This window comes from Streptomyces sp. NBC_00523 (assembly GCF_036346615.1).
GTDB lineage: Bacteria > Actinomycetota > Actinomycetes > Streptomycetales > Streptomycetaceae > Streptomyces.
This window is the reverse complement of record NZ_CP107836.1, coordinates 5,457,829-5,476,482: the sequence shown is the minus strand read 5'-3', so window position 1 is coordinate 5,476,482 and position 18,654 is coordinate 5,457,829. Positions and strand designations below refer to the sequence as shown.

Genomic DNA, 18,654 nt, shown 5'->3' with positions numbered 1-18,654 from the left:
GCCCCGCGCGGTCAGTCCTGTCCGGCCTCGGCGGCGGCGACCAGCTCGCTGCACCGCTTCACGTCGGCGGCCATCGCCACCAGCAGGTCGTCGATCGTGTCGAACTTCAGCATCCCGCGTACGTACGCCAGGAAGTCCACGGCCACGTGCAGGCCGTACAGGTCGAGGCCGACGCGGTCGATCGCGTACGCCTCCACCGTGCGCTCGGTGCCGTCGAACTGCGGGTTGGTGCCGACCGAGATCGCGGCGGGCATCGCCTCGCCGTTCGCGTGCAGCCAGCCCGCGTAGACGCCGTCGGCGGGGATCGCGGTGTGCGGGAGGGTCTCGACGTTCGCGGTGGGGAAACCGAGCTCGCGGCCGCGCTGGGCGCCCCGGACGACGACGCCCTCGACGCGGTGCGGACGGCCCAGGATCTCGGCGGCCCCGGCCACGTCGCCCTCGGCGACCAGGCGCCGGGTGAGCGTGGAGGAGAACGGCTCGCCGCCGCCCGCCGCGCCGCTCACCCGCAGGTCGATGACCTCGACGCGGTAGTCGTGCTCGGCACCCAGCTCGGCCAGCAGCTCGACGTTCCCCGCGGCCTTGTGGCCGAAACGGAAGTTGGGGCCCTCGATGACCAGCTGCGCGTGCAGTTTGTCCACGAGCACCTTGGCGATGAAGTCGGCCGGGGCGAGCCGCGAGAACTCCGTGGTGAACGGCAGGATCAGCATCGCGTCCACGCCCAGATCCGCCATCAGCTCGGCGCGCCGGTGGTGCGGGGCGAGCAGCGGGGGGTGGCTGCCGGGCCGGACGACCTCGCTGGGGTGCGGGTCGAAGGTGACGACGACCGACGGCACGCCCAGCTCGCGGGCCCGCTCGACGGCGCGGCCGATGATCAGCTGGTGTCCACGGTGGACCCCGTCGTACGAGCCGATGGTGACGACGCTGCGCCCCCAGTCCTGGGGGATGTCCTCCAAGCCTCGCCAGCGCTGCACTCTGACCGCTCCTCGCCCGAACCTGTGTACGTGGATATCTCGCTTACGCAGGTCTAAGACTGCCATGCTCACGCCCTGCGGCCTGCATCGGCATGGGCATCGGCGCCCGCAGCCCCTCCACCGTGCGCCGCGCGCTGGGCCCCACGACGGCCGCCCACTCCTGCGGCGCGTCGGCCAGCCAGCCCGCGACCAGCGCGCCGAACCCGGGCACCTCGCGGACCAGCGCGACTAGCCGCCGGTCGAACAGGGCGGCCCCTTCGGGGGTACGCACGAGGAGCATCCCGGTCCGGTGCACCAGCGCCCTGCTGCGAACCGGTGACCGCCCGGCGCATCCGTCCGCGGCGGCCCGCAGCAGGGCCTCCAGGACCACCGGGTCCGGGGTCCCCCCGCGCTGCTCGGCGTCCAGCAGCACCTCCAGGAGTTCGTCGCGGGCGGGCTGCGACGCGGGGCTGCCGGGCGAGGCGAGCACCGCGGCGAGCGATCCCCGGACCGGCGCCGCCGCCGGGCGGTCCCGGAGCAGCCCGGTGAGCAGCGGCAGCAGCAGGGCGCGCGCGGCGGGCCCGTGCTCCAGGCGGCGGTCGAGGTACGCGGCGGTGTGCGCCGTGTCCTCCGGGTGACCCTCGGCGTAGGCGCGTACGAGGCCGGCGGCGTGCAGCGCGAGCTCCGGGGCGTCGATCCCGGCCAGGGCCCGCAGCACCTCGCCCGCGCCCTGGTCCGGCCGCGCGAGCCGGTCCCGGTAGGCGGTCACCACGATGTCCGCGTGCGTGGGCAGGGCGGCGGCGAGCGCGGCGGCGGGCACGCGCACGTCCTGCGGGCCCTCGGCGACGAAGGCCCGGACGGCCTGCGGGAGGTAGCGGGGCCGGGTGCGGGGGTCCGCGACGAGCAGGGCGAGGACCGGTCCGTGCAGTTCGCTGTCGGCCGGGCGGGCCAGCACCGCGAGCGCGGCCCGGCGCACCCGGTCGCGGTCGGCGTCCAGGGTGACGTGGGGGGCGACGAGCGTCGCGTACGAGACGGCGGCGACCCGGCGGGCGCGCCGATCCTCGTCACCGGCCCAGCGCTCGACGGCCCGGCAGAGCGCGGTGGTCTCGTCCTCGGCGAGCGCGGCCAGCAGCTCCTCGGCCCGGGGGTGCCCGGCGGCCACGAGGGCGTCGGCCAGGTCGTCGACCGCGAGGTCCCGGCGGGCGTGGAGGAGGGCCTGCGCGGCGGCGGCGACGGTGGGGCGCACCGGGGTGTCCGGGGCCGCGGCGAGCGCCCGCTCGTCCGTGAACCACGCGCACAGGAGGGGCATGACGGTACGCGGGTGGGCGGCGAGCCGCCGGGCGACGGCGTCGAGGAACCGGGTGTCGCCGTCCCCCTCGCCCGGCGGCCCGTCGGCCGGGACGAGTCGGCGGAAGAGGTCCATCCGGTCCGCCTCGGGCAGCCGCGGCCCCCGCCAGAACCAGGGCCCGAATGCGGCGTACGCCCCGCGCGCCCCTCCCCCGTCCGCCTCGGCGGAACTCCGCACGACGCGCCCGGCGAGCAGCCGGAGCACGCCGAGGTACGGCCGGGCGTCGGGCACCCGCAGCAGCGTCTCGGCGAGCAGGCGGGCGGCCCACCAGCGCGGGTCGGACAGGGGCAGGGCCCGGTCGCCGTCAGCCGCGTCCGGCGCCCCCTCCGGCAGCCGGTCCAGCGCCTCGATGAGGTCCGCGAGCCGGTGGGCCAGGGCGGCCGTGCCGTGGCGGCGGGCCAGCAGCAGGAGGGCCTGGACGACCGGGCCGATCCGGTGCCGGGGCACGGGCAGGCTGCGAGGTCCGGCCGGGGCCGGGTCCTCGGCGGCGGCGCCCCGGCGGGGGCGCGGCACCCGGCCGTCGTCCTCCGCCGGCTCCGCGTGCCACCGGTGCACCAGGGCCCGCAGGGCCGCGTCCAGATCGAGGTGCGTGCTCTGGATCCAGTCCCCCACCTCTTCGTGGGCGAAGCGGTAGCCGGCACCGGCCGGGACGAGGAGCCCTTCGGTGAGGACCGCCGGGGCCCACCCCGTGCGCCAGGGGAACAGCTCCTCGAAGGCGGCCCGGTCCAGCTCGCCCTGCCCCGGGCCGAGGCAGCGGCGGGCCGCCTCGTGGACCTGTCCGGCCACCCGGGCCGCCAGGCGCCGTACCGCCGTGGGCCCGGGGCGGGTCCCGGCGGCGATGCGGACGGCGATGCGCAGGCACATCAGGTCGAGGTGGGCGGCGAAGACCTCCTCCGTGCCGGGGCGCCCGGGCGTTCCCGGCGGCAGGGCCTCGCGTACCTCGGCGAGCAGGCGGAGGGTCAGCGGATGGCGGTCGTGGCCGGCCGCGAGGGAGTCGGGCGGGAGGCCGAGCCCTTCCCGGGCGCGTTCGGCCTGGCCTGCGGTGAAGTCGGTGACGCGGACCGCCGGGGGCAGCCGCCGGGCGGGCCGGGCCGGGCGGTGCAGGGCCTCGGGCGGGCAGAGCGCGCCCGCCGTCTCCCAGTGCTCGGGGCGGCAGCCGACGACGAGCCGGGCGCCGTTCTCGCGGAGCCAGCCGACCGTGCCGGTCGTCCAGTCGGCGAGCCGGTGCGCCGGGACGGGCGGCATCTCCTCCGGGGCGTCCAGCAGGACGAGGAGCGGCACCCCGGAGGCCGCGGCCAGCCGGGCGACCCGCTCGGGCGTGGCGCTCGCCATGTCGCCCGGGGCCCCGGCGGCGCCGACGATGCGCCCGGCCTGCTGGAGCGTGCGCGCGACGGCGTCGGCGACGGAGGTGTCGTCCGCGAGGAGGTCGGCGCCGCGCAGCCACAGCGTGGGCGCGGGCACCGGGCCGGTCGCCCGGCGCCCGGCGATGGCGGCGAGCTCGGTGGTGCGCCCGGTGCCCGGCTCACCGACGAGGGCGAGGATGACGGCGGGTGCGTCCGGTCCGGCCGCCGCGAACGCCTCGGACTCGGCGCGGACGTCGGGCCGCTCCACCGGCTCGTGCCGCTCGCCCGGGCCGCCCGCCGAGCCGACGGACATGGCGGTGAGCTGGAGGGCCCCGGCGAGGTTGAGGTCGGGGCCGTAGCCGGGGACGGTCGCGGCGTTGCGCCGCAGCAGCTCGCCCAGCGGCCCGTCGGCGGGCGCCCCGGCCAGTGGCGCGGCACAGCCGGCGGTGGCGTGGGAGGCGCGCAGGGCGAGCCCGATGACGGCGATCACGGCCCCGCTGTCCGGGTCGAGCACGGGCCCGCCCACCGCCGCGCCGCCCAGCCGGAGCGCGTCGCTGCCGTCCGTGCCGAGGGCCAGTTCCAGGGCCTGGTCGATCCGGTGGGTGCGGCCGCGACTGGTGTACGTGACCGGCGTGCGGCCCAGGATGCGCGCCTCGCGCAGACCGTGCGCGGCGACCGTCACATACGTACCGGGGTCGAGGCGCTCGCGTACGCACACGGGCAGCGGCCGGACGCCGAGGGTGTCGGGGCCTCCGGTGGGCAGGAGGGCGAGGTCCCATGCGGGTACGGCGGTGATGTCGGCGGCCTCGACGCGGTGGCTGCGGCCGTCCGTGCCGTGCAGCAGGAGGTGCGGAAGGCCGTCGACCGCCTCGTGGCTGGTGACCACCGTGCCCCGGTCGTCGGCGACGAAGCCGGTCCCCCGCGGCCTGCCGGCCGGATCGCACAGTCGTACCAGCGTCGCCCGGTCCCCGCATCCCATGATCCGACGGTAGGGCGCCGAAGATCCCCGCGCGGACCACTCGGGGCGAAAGCGCCCCCGTCACCCCCCTGATTCACTCCGAGCGCCTGCCCGTTGGGGTGAATCCGGGGCGTTCGCTGGACAGGAATGGGTGGGGGATCGTGGAGCGGGCACAGGGGGCTCCGCCCGCTCCACGATGAGGGTCCGGCCAGGCGCCGACGCGCGGTCAGGCGAAGACGGCGAGGCTCTTGGCCTTGCCCTTCTGCTCCTCGACCAGCACCAGGAACCGCCCGTCCGGCCCGAAGACGGCGACCGGCCCCGGCGGGTAGGCGGGCATGTCCAGGCGTACGCCGTTCAGCAGCAGCTTCGCCCGCTTCTCGTCCACGTCCCAGCGGGGGAACGCCGAGGCGGCGGCCTCGGCCACCGGCATCACGGCCAGCTCCTCCTGGTGCTGGTCCAGCGTGCGCGCGGCGTCCAGCCCGTAAGGACCGACGCGGGTGCGCCGCAGGGCGGTCAGATGGCCGCCCACCCCGAGCCCGGCGCCCAGGTCACGGGCGATGGCCCGGATGTACGTCCCCGAGGAGCAGACCACCGAGACGACCAGGTCGAGCACCGGCGTACCGTCCTCGGCGACGGCCTCGCGGACGTCGTAGACGCGGAAGGACGAGACGGTCACCGGCCGGGCCGGGATCTCGAACTCCTCGCCGCCGCGCACCCGCGCGTAGGACCGCTTGCCGTCGATCTTGATGGCGCTGACCTTGGACGGCACCTGCATGATGGCGCCGGTCAGGGCGGCGACCCCGGCGTCGATCCCCTCACGCGTCACCCCGGAGGCGTCGGCGGACGAGGTGATCTCGCCCTCGGCGTCGTCCGTGACGGTGTTCTGGCCGAGCCGGATCGTGCCCAGGTACTCCTTCTCGGTCAGCGCGAGGTGGCCGAGGAGCTTGGTGGCCTTCTCGACGCCGAGCACGAGCACACCGGTCGCCATCGGGTCCAGGGTGCCGGCGTGGCCGACACGGCGGGTGCGGGCGATGCCGCGCATCTTGGCGACGACGTCGTGCGAAGTGAAGCCGGACGGCTTGTCGACAATGACAAGGCCGTCCGGCGTCTTGTTCTGCGTCATTCGGAGGCTGCGTCCTCGTCGGTCTCGTCCTCCGGCTTGCGGTACGGGTCCGCCTCGCCGGCGTACGTGGCGCCCGAGGACGCCTCGCGCACCTTGGCGTCCGAGGCCCGTGCCCGGTCGAGCAGGTCCTCGATGGCCCGGGCGTTCTCCGGGAGGGCGTCGGCCACGAAGGTGAGCGTCGGGGTGAACTTCGTCCCCGCCGCCGAGCCGACCGCCGACCGCAGGATGCCCTTGGCGCTCTGCAGGCCGGCCGCCGCGCTGGCCCGCTCCTCGTCGTCTCCGTAGACCGTGTAGAAGACCGTGGCCTCCCGCAGGTCGCCGGTGACGCGGACGTCCGTGATCGTCACGTGGGTCCCCAGGCGCGGGTCCTTGATGCCGCGCTGCAGTTTCCCGGCGACCACCTCCTGGATGAGGTCCGCCAGCTTCTTAGCCCGCGCGTTGTCGGCCACTGGTCCGTCTCCTTCTACCTTGCTCAGTCGTCTTCGTCGCTGTGCAGCCGCCGTCGTACGGACAGCAGCTCCACTTCCGGCCGGGCGGCGACGAGGCGCTCGCACCGGTCGAGTACGTCAGTGAGGTGCCGGGTGTCCCCGGAAACCACGGCGAGGCCGATCTCGGCCCTGCGGTGGAGGTCCTGATCGCCCGTCTCCGCCGCGCTCACCGCGTATTTGCGCTGGAGTTCGGCGACGATCGGACGGACCACGGAACGCTTCTCCTTCAGCGACCGTACGTCGCCGAGAAGCAGGTCGAAGGACAGTGTCCCCACATACATGTATGCCCGGATGTCCCGCCGGTTCGGGTTCGCGCCCCGCCGATGATCGGCGGGGACACAAGAACCGTACACGGAACGGCCGGGGCCGATCGACGGGAAATAGGTCCCGTCGACCGGCCCCGACTGTTGAGGTACGGGTCAGCCTCGCGGCTTCTCGCGCATCTCGTACGTCGCGATGACGTCGTCGATCTTGATGTCGTTGAAGTTTCCGAGGTTGATACCGCCCTCGAAGCCTTCGCGGATCTCGGTGACGTCGTCCTTGAAGCGGCGCAGACCGGAGATGGTGAGGTTCTCCGCGACGACCTTGCCGTCGCGCAGCAGGCGCGCCTTGGTGTTGCGCTTGACCTCGCCGGACCGGACGAGCACACCGGCGATGTTGCCCAGCTTGGACGAGCGGAAGATCTCGCGGATCTCCGCCGTACCGAGCTCGACCTCTTCGTACTCCGGCTTGAGCATGCCCTTGAGGGCCGCCTCGATCTCCTCGATCGCCTGGTAGATGACCGAGTAGTAGCGGACGTCCACACCCTCGCGGTCGGCCATCTGCTGCGCACGCCCTGCGGCGCGCACGTTGAAGCCGATCACGATGGCGTCGGAGCCGGTCGCCAGGTCGATGTCCGACTCGGTGACCGCACCCACACCGCGGTGCAGGACCCGGATGTCGACCTCGTCGCCGACGTCGAGCTGGAGCAGCGAGGACTCGAGAGCCTCCACCGAACCGGACGCGTCGCCCTTGATGATGAGGTTGAGCTCCTGGACCAGACCGGCCTTGAGCGCCTCGTCCAGGTTCTCCAGGGAGAACCGGACACCCTTGCGGGCGAAGTTGGCGTTGCGCTCGCGAGCGGCACGCTTCTCGGCGATCTGACGGGCCGTACGGTCCTCGTCCACGACGAGGAAGTTGTCGCCGGCGCCCGGGACGTTGGTGAGACCCAGCACGAGGACGGGGGTCGACGGACCCGCTTCCTCGACGTTCTCGCCCTTGTCGTCGAGCATCGCGCGGACACGGCCGTAGGCGTCGCCGACCACCATCGTGTCGCCGACCCGCAGGGTGCCTCGCTGGACCAGGACGGTCGCGACGGCACCGCGGCCGCGGTCGAGGTGGGACTCGATCGCGATGCCCTGCGCGTCCTGGTCCGGGTTGGCCCGGAGGTCGAGCGAGGCGTCGGCGGTGAGGACGACGGCCTCCAGCAGCTGGTCGATGTGCAGACCCTGCTTGGCGGAGATGTCCACGAACATCGTGTCGCCGCCGTACTCCTCGGCCACCAGACCGAACTCGGTGAGCTGACCGCGCACCTTGGTCGGGTCGGCACCCTCGACGTCGATCTTGTTGACCGCGACCACGATCGGCACGTCGGCCGCCTTGGCGTGGTTCAGCGCCTCGATCGTCTGGGGCATCACACCGTCGTTCGCCGCCACCACGAGGATCGCGATGTCGGTGGACTTCGCACCACGGGCACGCATGGCGGTGAACGCCTCGTGACCCGGGGTGTCGATGAAGGTGATACGGCGGTCCTCGCCGTTGACCTCGGCACCGACCTGGTACGCACCGATGTGCTGCGTGATGCCGCCGGCCTCGCCCGCGATGACGTTCGTCTTGCGGATGGCGTCGAGCAGCCGGGTCTTACCGTGGTCGACGTGACCCATGACGGTCACGACCGGCGGACGCGGCACCAGGGCCTCGTCGCCGCCCTCGTCCTCGCCGAACTCGATGTCGAAGGACTCGAGCAGCTCGCGGTCCTCCTCCTCCGGGCTGACGATCTCCAGGACGAAGTTCATCTCGTCCGCGAGGAGCTTCAGCGTCTCGTCGGAGACGGACTGCGTGGCGGTGACCATCTCACCGAGGTTCATCATGACGCCGACCAGCGAAGCCGGGTTGGCGTTGATCTTCTCGGCGAAGTCGGTGAGCGAGGCACCGCGCGACAGCCGGACGGCCTGTCCGTTGCCGCGAGGCAGCATCACGCCGCCGACCGACGGGGCCTGCATGGCCTCGTACTCCTGGCGCCTCTGCCGCTTCGACTTGCGACCACGACGCGCGGGACCGCCGGGACGGCCGAAGGCGCCCTGCGTGCCACCACGGCCACCGGGGCCGCCGGGACGCCCACCGAAGCCGGGACGGCCGCCGAAGCCACCGCCACCGCCGGGACGGCCCGCGCCGCCACCGCCACCGCCGCCACCGGGACGGCCGGCGAAGCCGCCGCCACCGCCGCCGGGACCGGCCGGACGACCGGCGAAGCCGCCGCCACCGGGACGGCCAGCGCCGCCCGGACGACCGCCGCCGCCGGGACCGCGGCCACCACCGGGGCCACCACCGGGACGCGGGCCGGCAGCGGGACGCTGCGGCATCATGCCCGGGTTGGGCCGGTTACCACCGGGAGCACCGCCCGGACGGGGCGCCTGCGGCCGGGGCATGCCGCCCGGGGTCGGACGCGGCGCGCCACCCTGGCCCTGCGGGCGCGGGGCGCCACCGGGGCCACCCTGCGGACGCGGGGCGCCGGGGCGCTCCTGGCCGCCACCGGGACGCGGGGCGCCGCCGGGGCGGGGTGCCTGCGGACGGGACATGCCCGTCGAGCCACCGGAGGTGAAGGGGTTGTTGCCCGGACGGGGACCGGCCGGACGGGCGCCGCCTGGGCGCGGGGCGCCCTGGCCGGCGGGACGCGCGGGGCGCTCGCCGCCGCGGCCGCCGTCACGCTGGCCGCCACCCTGCTGACCGGCCGGGGCCGGACGCGCGGGACGGGGGCCGGGGGTCGCGCCGGCGGGGCGCGGGGCCTGCGGCGCGGCCGGCTGGGCCGGTGCCGGGGCCGAGAACTCCGCGGCGGGTACCGGCGCGGCCGGGGCCTTCGGCGCGGGCTTCGGACCCGGACGCGGGCCGGGGGCCGGCGCCGACGGGGCGGAGGGGGTGCTGCTCGGGGCCTCGGCGGCGGCCGGCTTGGGGGCCGGGGCGCCGGGCTTCGGGGCAGCGGGACGTGCCGCGGGGGCCGGAGACGGCGCCGCGGGCTTGGCGGGGGCGGCCTTGCGAGGCGCGCCCGGCTTGGCAGCGGGCTTGCCGGCGTTGCCGCCGGGCCCCTGCAGTGCGTCAGTCAACTTGCGCACGACCGGCGCCTCGATCGTCGAGGACGCCGAACGGACGAATTCACCGAGTTCTTGGAGCTTGGCCATGACGACCTTGCTCTCCACGCCGAACTCCTTGGCGAGTTCGTATACCCGGACCTTAGCCACTTCGCTCCTTTTAGGTCCGGGTTACCGCCGGACCGTCGCTACTTCATGGGCGTACTCATCGCGTACTCATCGAGTGCTCATCGCAATCTCGACCTACTTCCAACTCGCGAGGTACCTGACCGCACGGGGACCCGTGCCGTTCATTTCTTACGGTGTCACCCGCTCGACGAACCGCTGTACCGCGGTCGGGTCGAACGGCCCCTTGGCCTTGAAGGCCCGGGGGAATGCCCGGCGGCGAACCGCCAGGTCCAGACAGTCGGGGACGGGATGCACGTAAGCACCCCGGCCGGGCAGCGTACCGCGCGGATCAGGGACGCAGGCGTCCCCTTCCGCGACGATGCGCAGCAACTCGTTCTTGGCCGCCCGCTCCCGGCATCCCACACAGGTTCGCTCAGGGCAAGCGCGGGCGTGCGTCCGGCCAGACACAGCTAAGTCTACCTCCCCGCACCGACCTCACCCCTTTGGGGCAAAAATCGAACGGACGTTGTCGTGATCTCAGCGACCGGCCGACGGGATCTATTCCCCGGGCGCCGCTCGGGGGTGCGTCAGCGCCGGTCCGAACGCTCCCGGGCCCGCTCGGCGCGCTCGCGGTCGGCGACGTCGCGCTCGGCGTCGGTCTCGGTGTCCGGGCGGATGTCGATGCGCCAGCCGGTGAGGCGGGCGGCCAGGCGGGCGTTCTGCCCCTCCTTGCCGATCGCCAGCGAGAGCTGGTAGTCCGGCACGGTCACCCGGGCGGAACGGGCGCCGAGGTCAACGACCTCGACCTCGCTCACCCGCGCGGGTGACAGCGCGTTGGCGACCATCTCGGCCGGGTCGTCCGACCAGTCCACGATGTCGATCTTCTCACCGTGCAGCTCGGCCATCACATTGCGGACGCGTCCGCCCATCGGGCCGATGCAGGCGCCCTTGGCGTTGAGGCCGGAGCGGGTCGAGCGGACCGCGATCTTGGTGCGGTGGCCGGCCTCGCGGGCGATCGCGCAGATCTCGACGGAACCGTCGGCGATCTCCGGGACCTCCAGCGCGAAGAGCTTCTTCACCAGGTTGGGGTGGGTGCGCGACAGCGTGACGGAGGGACCGCGCACGCCCTTGGCGACGCGCACCACGTAGGTGCGCAGCCGCAGGCCGTGGGTGTACTCCTCGCCGGGCACCTGCTCCTGCACCGGCAGGATGGCCTCCAGCTTGCCGATGTCGACCAGAACGTTCTTCGGGTCCTTGCCCTGCTGGACGACGCCGGTGACGACATCGCCCTCGTGGCCCGCGTACTCGCCGAACGTGCGGTCGTCCTCGGCGTCGCGCAGACGCTGGAGGATGACCTGCTTGGCGGTGGTCGCGGCGATCCGGCCGAAGCCCGACGGGGTGTCGTCGAACTCCTTGGGCTCCTGCCCCTCCTCCAGATCGGCCGGGTCCTCCTTGGCCCAGACCGTCACATGGCCGCGCTCGTCCAGCTCCACGCGCGCCCGGCGGTGGCTGCCGTCGGTGCGGTGGTACGCGATGAGGAGGGCCGACTCGATCGCCTCGACCAGGACGTCGAACGGGATCTCCTTGTCCTGCGCCAAGCCCTTCAGGAGCTTCACGTCGATGTCCACGGCTACGCCTCCTCTTCCTTCTTGTCCTTGCGGTTGAATTCCAGCTCCACGCGGGCCTTGGCGATCTCGTCGAAGGCGATCCGGCGGGCGGTGGGCTTGCGGCCCTTGACGCCCGGCACCTCCAGGTCGAGACCGTCCTCGTCCACCGCGAGGATGCGGGCCACCAGCTCGCCGCCGTCGCTCAGGTTCAGCCTGGCGAGGCGCCCGGTGGCGCGTACGTAATGGCGGTGCTCCGAGAGCGGACGGTCGGCGCCGGGCGAACTGACCTCCAGGACGTATTCGTCCTCGCCCATCACGTCGGTCTCGTCCAGCTTCGCGGAGATCGCGCGGCTCAGCTCCGCGCAGGTGTCGAGCTCGACACCCTCGTCCGAATCCACGACGATCCGCAGCACCCTGCGGCGGCCTGCCCGGGAGACTTCGATCTCTTCCAGCTCCAGCTGCTCGGCGCTGACGAGCGGTTCGACCAGCCCGCGCAGCCTCTCGCTCTGGGTGGTGCTCATCCGGGTGACTCCTCGGCCGCGTGTGCTGTTGTGGGGATCTCGCGTGTCTGGTCAAAGGGTATCCGGTCGCAGGGGGTGTTGCTGTCAGCCGGTCCCCCGGGCGCGGGTACGCTCACAGGCGGTGATCACTTCCGGACAGATCCAGTCAAGACAGGTCCAGCCCGAAGGAGAGCAAGTGCGGCGTACGGGGACGACGCGCAGGGGCGCGCTCGCGGCGACCGGCGCACTGGCCGCCGGGGCGGTGCTGTCCGGCTGCGGAAGCGACGACGAGGGTGCGAGCGGGGGTACCAAGGGCTCCGCGCACGCGCACGGTGCCTCCTCGGTACGCGCGGAGAAGGCGCTGCGCACCGGCGCCACCCGCACCACGGCGACCCTGCTCGCCGGTTACGAGCACGTGCTCCGGGCCCACCCGACGACCGCGACGGCCCTCACCCCCCTGCGCGACGCGGTCCGCGCCCATCTCGAGGCGCTCTCCCCGGAGAAGACCCCTGCGCTCGGCATGGCCCGCTCGCGCGCCGCCACCCCCGCCGCCGCGGTCAAGGAGCTGGCGGCGGCCGAGCGCTCCGCGGCGGACGCCTACACCGCGCTGCTCCTGAAGGCGCCCGGGGAACTGGCCCGGCTGCTGGCCTCGGTCGCCGCAGCCTGCGCGGCGCACGCCTATCTGCTGACCGAGCTGGCCAAGGAGACCCCGGCATGAGCGACGGCAAGAACGACGGCCCGCTGGCAGCGGCCCAGGCGGCGCTGGCCGCCGAGCACGCCGCCGTCTACGGCTACGGGGTCGCGGGCGGCCGGGTCGCGGCGGCGCGCCGGGCCGAGGCCACCGCCGCGTTTCACGCCCACCGCGCCCGCCGCGACGCCCTGGTGCGCACGGTCAGGGACCTGGGCGGTGAGCCGGTGGCCTCCGACGCCGCGTACGCTCTGCCGTTCGCGGTGCCGGACGCCGCGGCGGCGGTCCGGCTCGCCGCTGTCCTGGAGGACCGCGTCGGGTACGTCTACTCCGACCTGGTCCGGGCCGCCGACGGGTCGCTGCGGCGCAGCGCGGCGGACGCGTTGCGCGAGGCCGCGGTGCGCGCGGCGCGCTGGCGGGGCAGCGGCGTACCCTTTCCCGGGCTCGCGGAGCGGGCCGGTGCCGCGGCCTCGACGGACACGCAGGCCGGGGCCGCCACCGCGCACTGAAAAAGGGCGCACACGAGAAGGCTCTGAAAGGGAACACGGCACGTATGGGTTTTGAACCGCCGCAGCGTCTGGTGCGAGCGCTCGGTGAGTCGTACGGGGATACGGCCGCCGGGGAATGGCTCGCGGGGCTTCCCGCACTGACCGGGCAGGCGCTGGCCGCGACCGGCCGCGCCCCGGTCGTGGAGCGGGTCGCGGCCCCCGGCGGGCGCAGCAGTCTGGTTCTGCTGGTCCGGGGGGACGACGGCACCCCGGCCGCCCTGAAGCTGGCCCCGTCCGGTGCCGCGCCGGAGCGCGAACAGGCGGCGCTGGCGCACTGGAACGGCTGGGGCGCGGTACGGCTGCTCGACCCCGCGGACGGCGGGCGGCCGGTGGCTGGGGCGCTGCTCCTGGAGCGGCTGCACCCCGAGATGTCGCTGCGGTCGCTGCCGGAGGCGAAGGCGCTCCTCGAAGCGGCCGGGACGGTGCGCCGGCTGTGGGTGGACCCGCCCGCCGGGCACGGCTTCGAGACGGTCGCCGAGCGGACCGGGCGGCGGGTGGACGCGATGCGCGCCGCCGCCGCGTCCGACCCCGCGCTCGAACCCCTGGTCACCGCCGCGCTCGCGGTCCGCGAGGAGCTGGTCGCCGGGTCCCCCGAGGCGCTGCTGCTGCACGGCAACTTCCGGCAGAGCAAGGTGCTCGCGGGTGAGCGGGCGCCCTGGCTGACGGTCGGGCCCGAGCCGCTGGTCGGTGAGCGGGCGTACGACCTGGCGCGGCTGGTCCGGGACCGGGTGGAGGACCTGATCGCGTCGCCCGCCGGGGCGACGACGGCCCGGCGCAGGGTCAGGAAGCTCGCGGACTCGCTGGACGTGGACCAGGAGCGGCTGCACGGCTGGACGCTGTTCCGTGCCGTGGAGTCGGGCACCCGGGCGCTGGCGGCCGGGCGCCGCCAGGAGGGCGAAGTGACCCTGGAGTTCGCGGGCTGGCTGTAGGACATGCTGAGGGCCTCGCACGGAACGTTCCGTGCGAGGCCCTCACGCGTAAGGAGCGTCAGTCCTGCTGGGAGAGGCGGGCGATGGCCTCCTCGACCGTCAGCTCCTCGCGCTCGCCGGTGCGGCGGTCCTTCAGCTCCAGGACGCCTTCGGCCGAGCGGCGGCCGGCGACCAGGATCTTCGGGACGCCGATCAGCTCGGAGTCGGTGAACTTGACGCCCGGCGAGACGCCGGCGCGGTCGTCCACCAGGACGCGCAGCCCGGCGGCGGCCAGCTTGTCGGAGACCTCCAGGGCCAGTTCGGTCTGGAGGGCCTTGCCCGCGGCGACGACGTGGACGTCGGCCGGGGCGATCTCGCGGGGCCAGCACAGGCCCTTGTCGTCGGCGGTCTGCTCGGCGAGGGCGGCCACGGCGCGGGAGACGCCGATGCCGTACGAGCCCATCGTGACGCGGACGGGCTTGCCCTGCTGGCCGAGCACGTCGAGCGCGAAGATGTCGGCGTACTTGCGGCCGAGCTGGAAGATGTGGCCGATCTCGATGGCGCGGTCGACCTGGAGGCCGGTGCCGCACTTGGGACAGGGGTCGCCCGCCTCGACCACGACGACGTCGAGGTAGTCGTCCACCTCGAAGTCGCGGCCCGCGACGACGTTCTTCGCGTGCTTGCCGTCCTTGTTGGCGCCGGTGATCCACGCGGTGCCGGGGGCGACGCGGGGGTCGGCGATGTAGCGGACCTTCTCCAGGCCCTGGGGGCCGACGTAGCCGCGTACGAGGTCGGGGCGGCCCACGAAGTCCTCGGCGGTGACCAGCTCGACCACGGCCGGGGCCAGGTGCTCGCCCAGCTTGCCGAGGTCCACCTCGCGGTCGCCGGGCACGCCCACGGCGACGATCTCGCCGTCGACCTTGACCAGCAGGTTCTTCAGCGTGGCGGAGGCCTCCACGCCGAGGTGGGCGGCCAGGGTCTCGATGGTCGGGGTGTCGGGGGTGTCCAGCTCCTCGACGGGGCCGGTGCCCGCGGCGTCGCCGGGGGTGGCGTTGAAGGTCACGGCCTCGGTGTTGGCCGCGTAGTCGCAGTTCGGGCAGTCCACGAAGGTGTCCTCGCCGGCGGGCGCCGGGGCCAGGAACTCCTCGGACGCCGAGCCGCCCATGGCGCCGGAGACGGCGGAGACGATGCGGTGGTCCAGGCCGAGCCGCTCGAAGATGCGGATGTACGCGGCGCGGTGCAGCTGGTACGCCTCGGCCAGGCCCTCGTCGGTGGTGTCGAAGGAGTACGAGTCCTTCATCTGGAACTCGCGGCCGCGCAGCACACCGGCCCGGGGGCGAGCCTCGTCGCGGTACTTCGTCTGGATCTGGTACAGGATGACCGGCAGGTCCTTGTAGGACGAGCACATGTCCTTGACGACCTGGGTGAAGATCTCCTCGTGCGTGGGGCCGAGGAGGTAGTCGGAGCCCTTGCGGTCCTGGAGCCGGAACAGCAGGTCGCCGTACTCGTCGTAGCGGCCGCTCGCCTCGTAGGGCTCCTTGGGCAGCAGCGCGGGGAGCAGGACCTCCTGGCCGCCGATGGCGTCCATCTCCTCGCGGACGACGCGAGTGATGTTCTCCAGGACCTTCTTGCCGAGCGGCAGCCAGGACCAGATTCCGGCAGCGGTGCGTCGTACGTAGCCGGCTCGGACGAGGAGCTTGTGGTTGAGCGTCTCGGCGTCCGCCGGGTCGTCGCGCAGTGTCTTGATCATCAATCGGGACATGCGCTGGACCTGGGCCATGGTGAACTCCTGCTCGGAAGGGTGATGGGCCCGAGGTTAGCGGGGCGGCCCGTGCGGGCGGAAATCCATTCCCTCACGTACGGCGCAGTGGCAGGGGCGCTCCCATCACCGCGTACGGCTTGGGGGCGCTGGGGAAGAGCACCTGGCGGGCGAGGTCCTGGTAGCCGAGGGAGCGGTAGAGGCCGCGGGCCGGGCTCTCGGTGTCGATCGCGGAGAGGATCGAGCGGGGCTCGGCGACGGCGTCGGTGATGGTGGTGATGAGGGTGCGTCCGATGCCCCGGTTCTGGAAGTCCGGGTGGACGTGGAGCTCGGTGATCACGAAGGCGTCGTCCAGCCAGTGGGCGCTGCCGGTGGCGCGGAGGTAGGGCTCCACGACGGTGGACCACCAGTGGCCGCGGTCGTTGGGCATGCCGTAGACGAAGCCGACGAGCCGGCCCTCGGGCGTCAGGGCGCCGAGCGCGCGGGCGTGCGGGTGGTCGAGGTGCCGGAGCACGATGTGCCGGCGGACCTCGACCTCCCCGGCGCTCAGGCCGAAGGCGACGGCCTGTACGGCCAGGGCCTCGTCGACGCGGTCCGCGAGATCGATCGGCCCGACCCGGACGCCGGTGGTGCGGGGTCCGCCCCCGGAATCTGCTGCCATGGGCCGACCCTACTGTCCGGGGCCCCGGGTCGGGGGCCGGTCAGAAGAGCACGCTCATGAAGGCGCCGGTCTCGCGGAAGCCGATGCGGCGGTACGCCTTGCGCGCGGGGGTGTTGTAGTCGTTCACGTACAGGCTGACGACCGGGGCGACGTCGGCCAGCGCGTACCGCAGTACAGCGGCCATGCCGGTCTCGGAGAGGCCGCGGCCGCGGTATTCGGGGGCGACCCACACGCCCTGGATCTGGCACGCCTGCGGGGTGGTGGCGCCGATCTCCGCCTTGAAGACGACCTTGCCGTCGTCGATCCGGGCGAAGGAGCGGCCGGCGCCGATGAGTTCGGCGACGCGGGCCTGGTAGAGGAGTCCGCCGTCCCCGGCGAGCGGCGAGACACCGACCTCCTCGGTGAACATGTCGATGCAGGCGGGCATCAGGATGTCCATCTCGTCCTTGCGGACACGGCGGACGAGCGGGTCCGGCTCCACATCGGCGGACGGGCTCTCGGTGACCATGAGGGGCTGGTTGGCCCGGACCTCGCGGGCGGGGCCCCAACCCGGTTCGAGGAGGCGCCACAGCTCGGCGGTGGGCTCGGCGGGGCCGACGATCGAGGAGCAGCGGCGGCCGGCCCGGCGGGCGCGGTCCGCGAAGGCGCGGACGGCTTCGGGGCCTGCGCAGATGGGGACGAGGTTGGCGCCCGAGTAGCACAGGGACCGGAGCCGGCCGTCGGCGTACCAGCCCCACATCTCGCCGCCGAGGCGCCAGGGGTCGAGTCCGGCGATCTGCACGCGGGACGTCACGAAGGCGTTGGCCACGGGCTCGCTCTCCAGGACGGCGAGCGCGGCGCCGAGGTCGCTGGGTTCGAGGACCCGGGTAGTGGTGTGCGTCAACACGAGGGGGCCTCACCATGCGGTCTGCTGATTTCCGCACTGTAACCGAAGAGCCTGAGCGACGCCGCCCGTGCCCGGGAACGGCTGTGCGCATCGCGGGCCCGCACGCGTAAGCGCCCCGCCGAGGGGTTCCTCGCGGGGCGCTGCCGGGGCCGGAGCGGTCAGCTGATGGAGATCTCGGGCTCGCCGGAGGCGACGCCGTCCTTCTCCATCTGCTCGGCGATCTTCATGGCTTCCTCGATGAGGGTCTCCACGATCTTCGACTCGGGCACGGTCTTGATGACCTCGCCCTTGACGAAGATCTGGCCCTTGCCGTTGCCGGAGGCGACGCCGAGGTCGGCCTCGCGGGCCTCGCCGGGGCCGTTGACGACGCAGCCCATGACCGCGACGCGCAGCGGGACCTCCATGCCCTCAAGACCGGCGCTGACCTGGTCGGCGAGCTTGTAGACGTCGACCTGGGCGCGGCCGCAGGAGGGGCAGGAGACGATCTCCAGGCGGCGCTGGCGCAGGTTCAGCGACTCCAGGATCTGGATGCCGACCTTGACCTCTTCGGCGGGCGGCGCGGAGAGCGAGACGCGGATGGTGTCGCCGATGCCCTCGCTGAGCAGGGCGCCGAAGGCGACGGCCGACTTGATGGTGCCCTGGAAGGCGGGACCGGCCTCGGTGACGCCGAGGTGCAGCGGGTAGTCGCACTGGGCGGCGAGCTGGCGGTAGGCGTTGACCATCACGACCGGGTCGTTGTGCTTGACCGAGATCTTGATGTCGCGGAAGTCGTGCTCCTCGAAGAGGGACGCCTCCCAGAGCGCGGACTCGACCAGGGCCTCGGGGGTGGCCTTGCCGTACTTCTTCAGCAGCCGGGCATCCAGCGAACCGGCGTTGACGCCGATCCGGATCGGCGTGCCGGCGTCCTTCGCGGCGCGCGCGATCTCCTTGACCTTGTCGTCGAACTGCTTGATGTTGCCCGGGTTCACGCGGACCGCCGCGCAGCCGGCGTCGATCGCGGCGAAGACGTACTTCGGCTGGAAGTGGATGTCGGCGATCACCGGGATCTGCGACTTGGACGCGATGATCTTCAGGGCGTCCGCGTCGTCCTGGGTCGGACAGGCCACGCGTACGATCTGGCAGCCGGAGGCGGTGAGTTCGGCGATCTGCTGAAGCGTCGCGCCGATGTCGGACGTACGGGTCGTCGTCATCGACTGCACCGAGACGGGGGCGTCCCCGCCGACCGCAACCGATCCGACCTGGATCTTCCGGCTGACCCGCCGTTCGGCGAGCTTGGTCGGAACGGCGGGCATTCCGAGAGAAATCGCAGTCATGCGCTGAGCATCCCCAAGGTGTGGATCGAGGTCCCGGTATCGGCGGGCTCCGGCCTTCGAGGTTACGTCACCGCGGGCGGCCGGGAGCACACCGCGTCCGGCCCCGTACGGAATGTCGGCCC

At 73.6% G+C, this 18,654-nt stretch carries 16 protein-coding genes; 3 read left to right on the top strand and 13 right to left on the bottom strand.

Annotated elements, in window-relative coordinates:
- Positions 1–11: 11 nt before the first annotated feature.
- From OHS17_RS25000 to rimP, 9 genes are all read right to left on the bottom strand, one after another.
- Positions 12–971: a bifunctional riboflavin kinase/FAD synthetase gene (locus OHS17_RS25000; RefSeq protein ID WP_330313955.1), complete on the bottom strand. Its 960-nt coding sequence runs from the start codon at positions 969–971 to the stop codon at positions 12–14.
- A 43-nt stretch (positions 972–1,014) separates the two neighbouring features.
- Positions 1,015–4,620 (bottom strand): serine protease, encoded by a 3,606-nt coding sequence (locus OHS17_RS24995; protein ID WP_330313954.1) that lies wholly within the window; start codon positions 4,618–4,620, stop codon positions 1,015–1,017.
- Between the two features lie 205 nt (positions 4,621–4,825).
- Positions 4,826–5,722: a tRNA pseudouridine(55) synthase TruB gene (truB, locus tag OHS17_RS24990; RefSeq protein WP_330313953.1), complete on the bottom strand. Its 897-nt coding sequence runs from the start codon at positions 5,720–5,722 to the stop codon at positions 4,826–4,828.
- Positions 5,719–6,171 carry a 30S ribosome-binding factor RbfA gene (gene rbfA / locus OHS17_RS24985; protein ID WP_330313952.1) on the bottom strand — a complete coding sequence of 151 codons (453 nt, stop codon included), beginning with the start codon at positions 6,169–6,171 and terminating at the stop codon, positions 5,719–5,721. Before rbfA ends, truB begins: the two co-directional genes overlap by 4 nt.
- A gap of 23 nt (positions 6,172–6,194) precedes the next feature.
- Positions 6,195–6,491 carry a DUF503 domain-containing protein gene (locus OHS17_RS24980; protein WP_073863182.1) on the bottom strand — a complete coding sequence of 99 codons (297 nt, stop codon included), beginning with the start codon at positions 6,489–6,491 and terminating at the stop codon, positions 6,195–6,197.
- Between the two features lie 138 nt (positions 6,492–6,629).
- Entirely contained in the window at positions 6,630–9,704 is a 3,075-nt protein-coding gene (infB, locus tag OHS17_RS24975; RefSeq protein WP_330313951.1) for a translation initiation factor IF-2, read from the bottom strand.
- 147 nt (positions 9,705–9,851) lie between these two features.
- Positions 9,852–10,130: a YlxR family protein gene (locus OHS17_RS24970; RefSeq protein ID WP_198957006.1), complete on the bottom strand. Its 279-nt coding sequence runs from the start codon at positions 10,128–10,130 to the stop codon at positions 9,852–9,854.
- A gap of 119 nt (positions 10,131–10,249) precedes the next feature.
- Entirely contained in the window at positions 10,250–11,290 is a 1,041-nt protein-coding gene (gene nusA, locus OHS17_RS24965) for a transcription termination factor NusA (protein WP_018102330.1), read from the bottom strand.
- A gap of 2 nt (positions 11,291–11,292) precedes the next feature.
- The gene (gene rimP / locus OHS17_RS24960) at positions 11,293–11,790 is read right to left on the bottom strand and encodes a ribosome maturation factor RimP (RefSeq protein ID WP_018102331.1); all 498 of its coding nucleotides are present in this window, start codon (positions 11,788–11,790) and stop codon (positions 11,293–11,295) included.
- Positions 11,791–11,965: 175 nt separating this feature from the next.
- On the opposite strand from rimP, the gene OHS17_RS24955 reads away from it, so the two are divergent.
- Genes OHS17_RS24955 through OHS17_RS24945 form a run of 3 tightly spaced genes read left to right on the top strand, consistent with a single transcriptional unit; the run spans position 11,966 to position 13,934 of the window.
- Positions 11,966–12,487, top strand: coding sequence for a hypothetical protein (locus tag OHS17_RS24955; protein ID WP_330313950.1), 522 nt, complete (start codon positions 11,966–11,968; stop codon positions 12,485–12,487).
- Positions 12,484–12,966: a ferritin-like domain-containing protein gene (locus OHS17_RS24950; RefSeq protein WP_073863179.1), complete on the top strand. Its 483-nt coding sequence runs from the start codon at positions 12,484–12,486 to the stop codon at positions 12,964–12,966. Before OHS17_RS24955 ends, OHS17_RS24950 begins: the two co-directional genes overlap by 4 nt.
- 44 nt (positions 12,967–13,010) lie before the next feature.
- On the top strand, positions 13,011–13,934 hold the full coding sequence (locus tag OHS17_RS24945; protein ID WP_330313949.1) for an aminoglycoside phosphotransferase family protein: 924 nt from the start codon (positions 13,011–13,013) through the stop codon (positions 13,932–13,934).
- A 58-nt stretch (positions 13,935–13,992) separates the two neighbouring features.
- Here the strand turns inward: OHS17_RS24945 and OHS17_RS24940 are convergent, their stop codons facing one another.
- The 4 genes from OHS17_RS24940 to ispG all read right to left on the bottom strand — a co-directional run bounded on the left by OHS17_RS24940 (position 13,993) and on the right by ispG (position 18,532).
- Complete coding sequence (locus OHS17_RS24940; protein WP_330313948.1) at positions 13,993–15,693, bottom strand: proline--tRNA ligase; 1,701 nt, start codon at positions 15,691–15,693, stop codon at positions 13,993–13,995.
- 73 nt (positions 15,694–15,766) lie between these two features.
- Positions 15,767–16,333: a GNAT family N-acetyltransferase gene (locus OHS17_RS24935; RefSeq protein ID WP_330313947.1), complete on the bottom strand. Its 567-nt coding sequence runs from the start codon at positions 16,331–16,333 to the stop codon at positions 15,767–15,769.
- Positions 16,334–16,373: 40 nt separating this feature from the next.
- Positions 16,374–17,219, bottom strand: coding sequence for a GNAT family N-acetyltransferase (locus tag OHS17_RS24930; protein WP_198957005.1), 846 nt, complete (start codon positions 17,217–17,219; stop codon positions 16,374–16,376).
- A 158-nt stretch (positions 17,220–17,377) separates the two neighbouring features.
- Positions 17,378–18,532: a flavodoxin-dependent (E)-4-hydroxy-3-methylbut-2-enyl-diphosphate synthase gene (gene ispG / locus OHS17_RS24925; RefSeq protein ID WP_330313946.1), complete on the bottom strand. Its 1,155-nt coding sequence runs from the start codon at positions 18,530–18,532 to the stop codon at positions 17,378–17,380.
- Positions 18,533–18,654 lie beyond the last annotated feature (122 nt).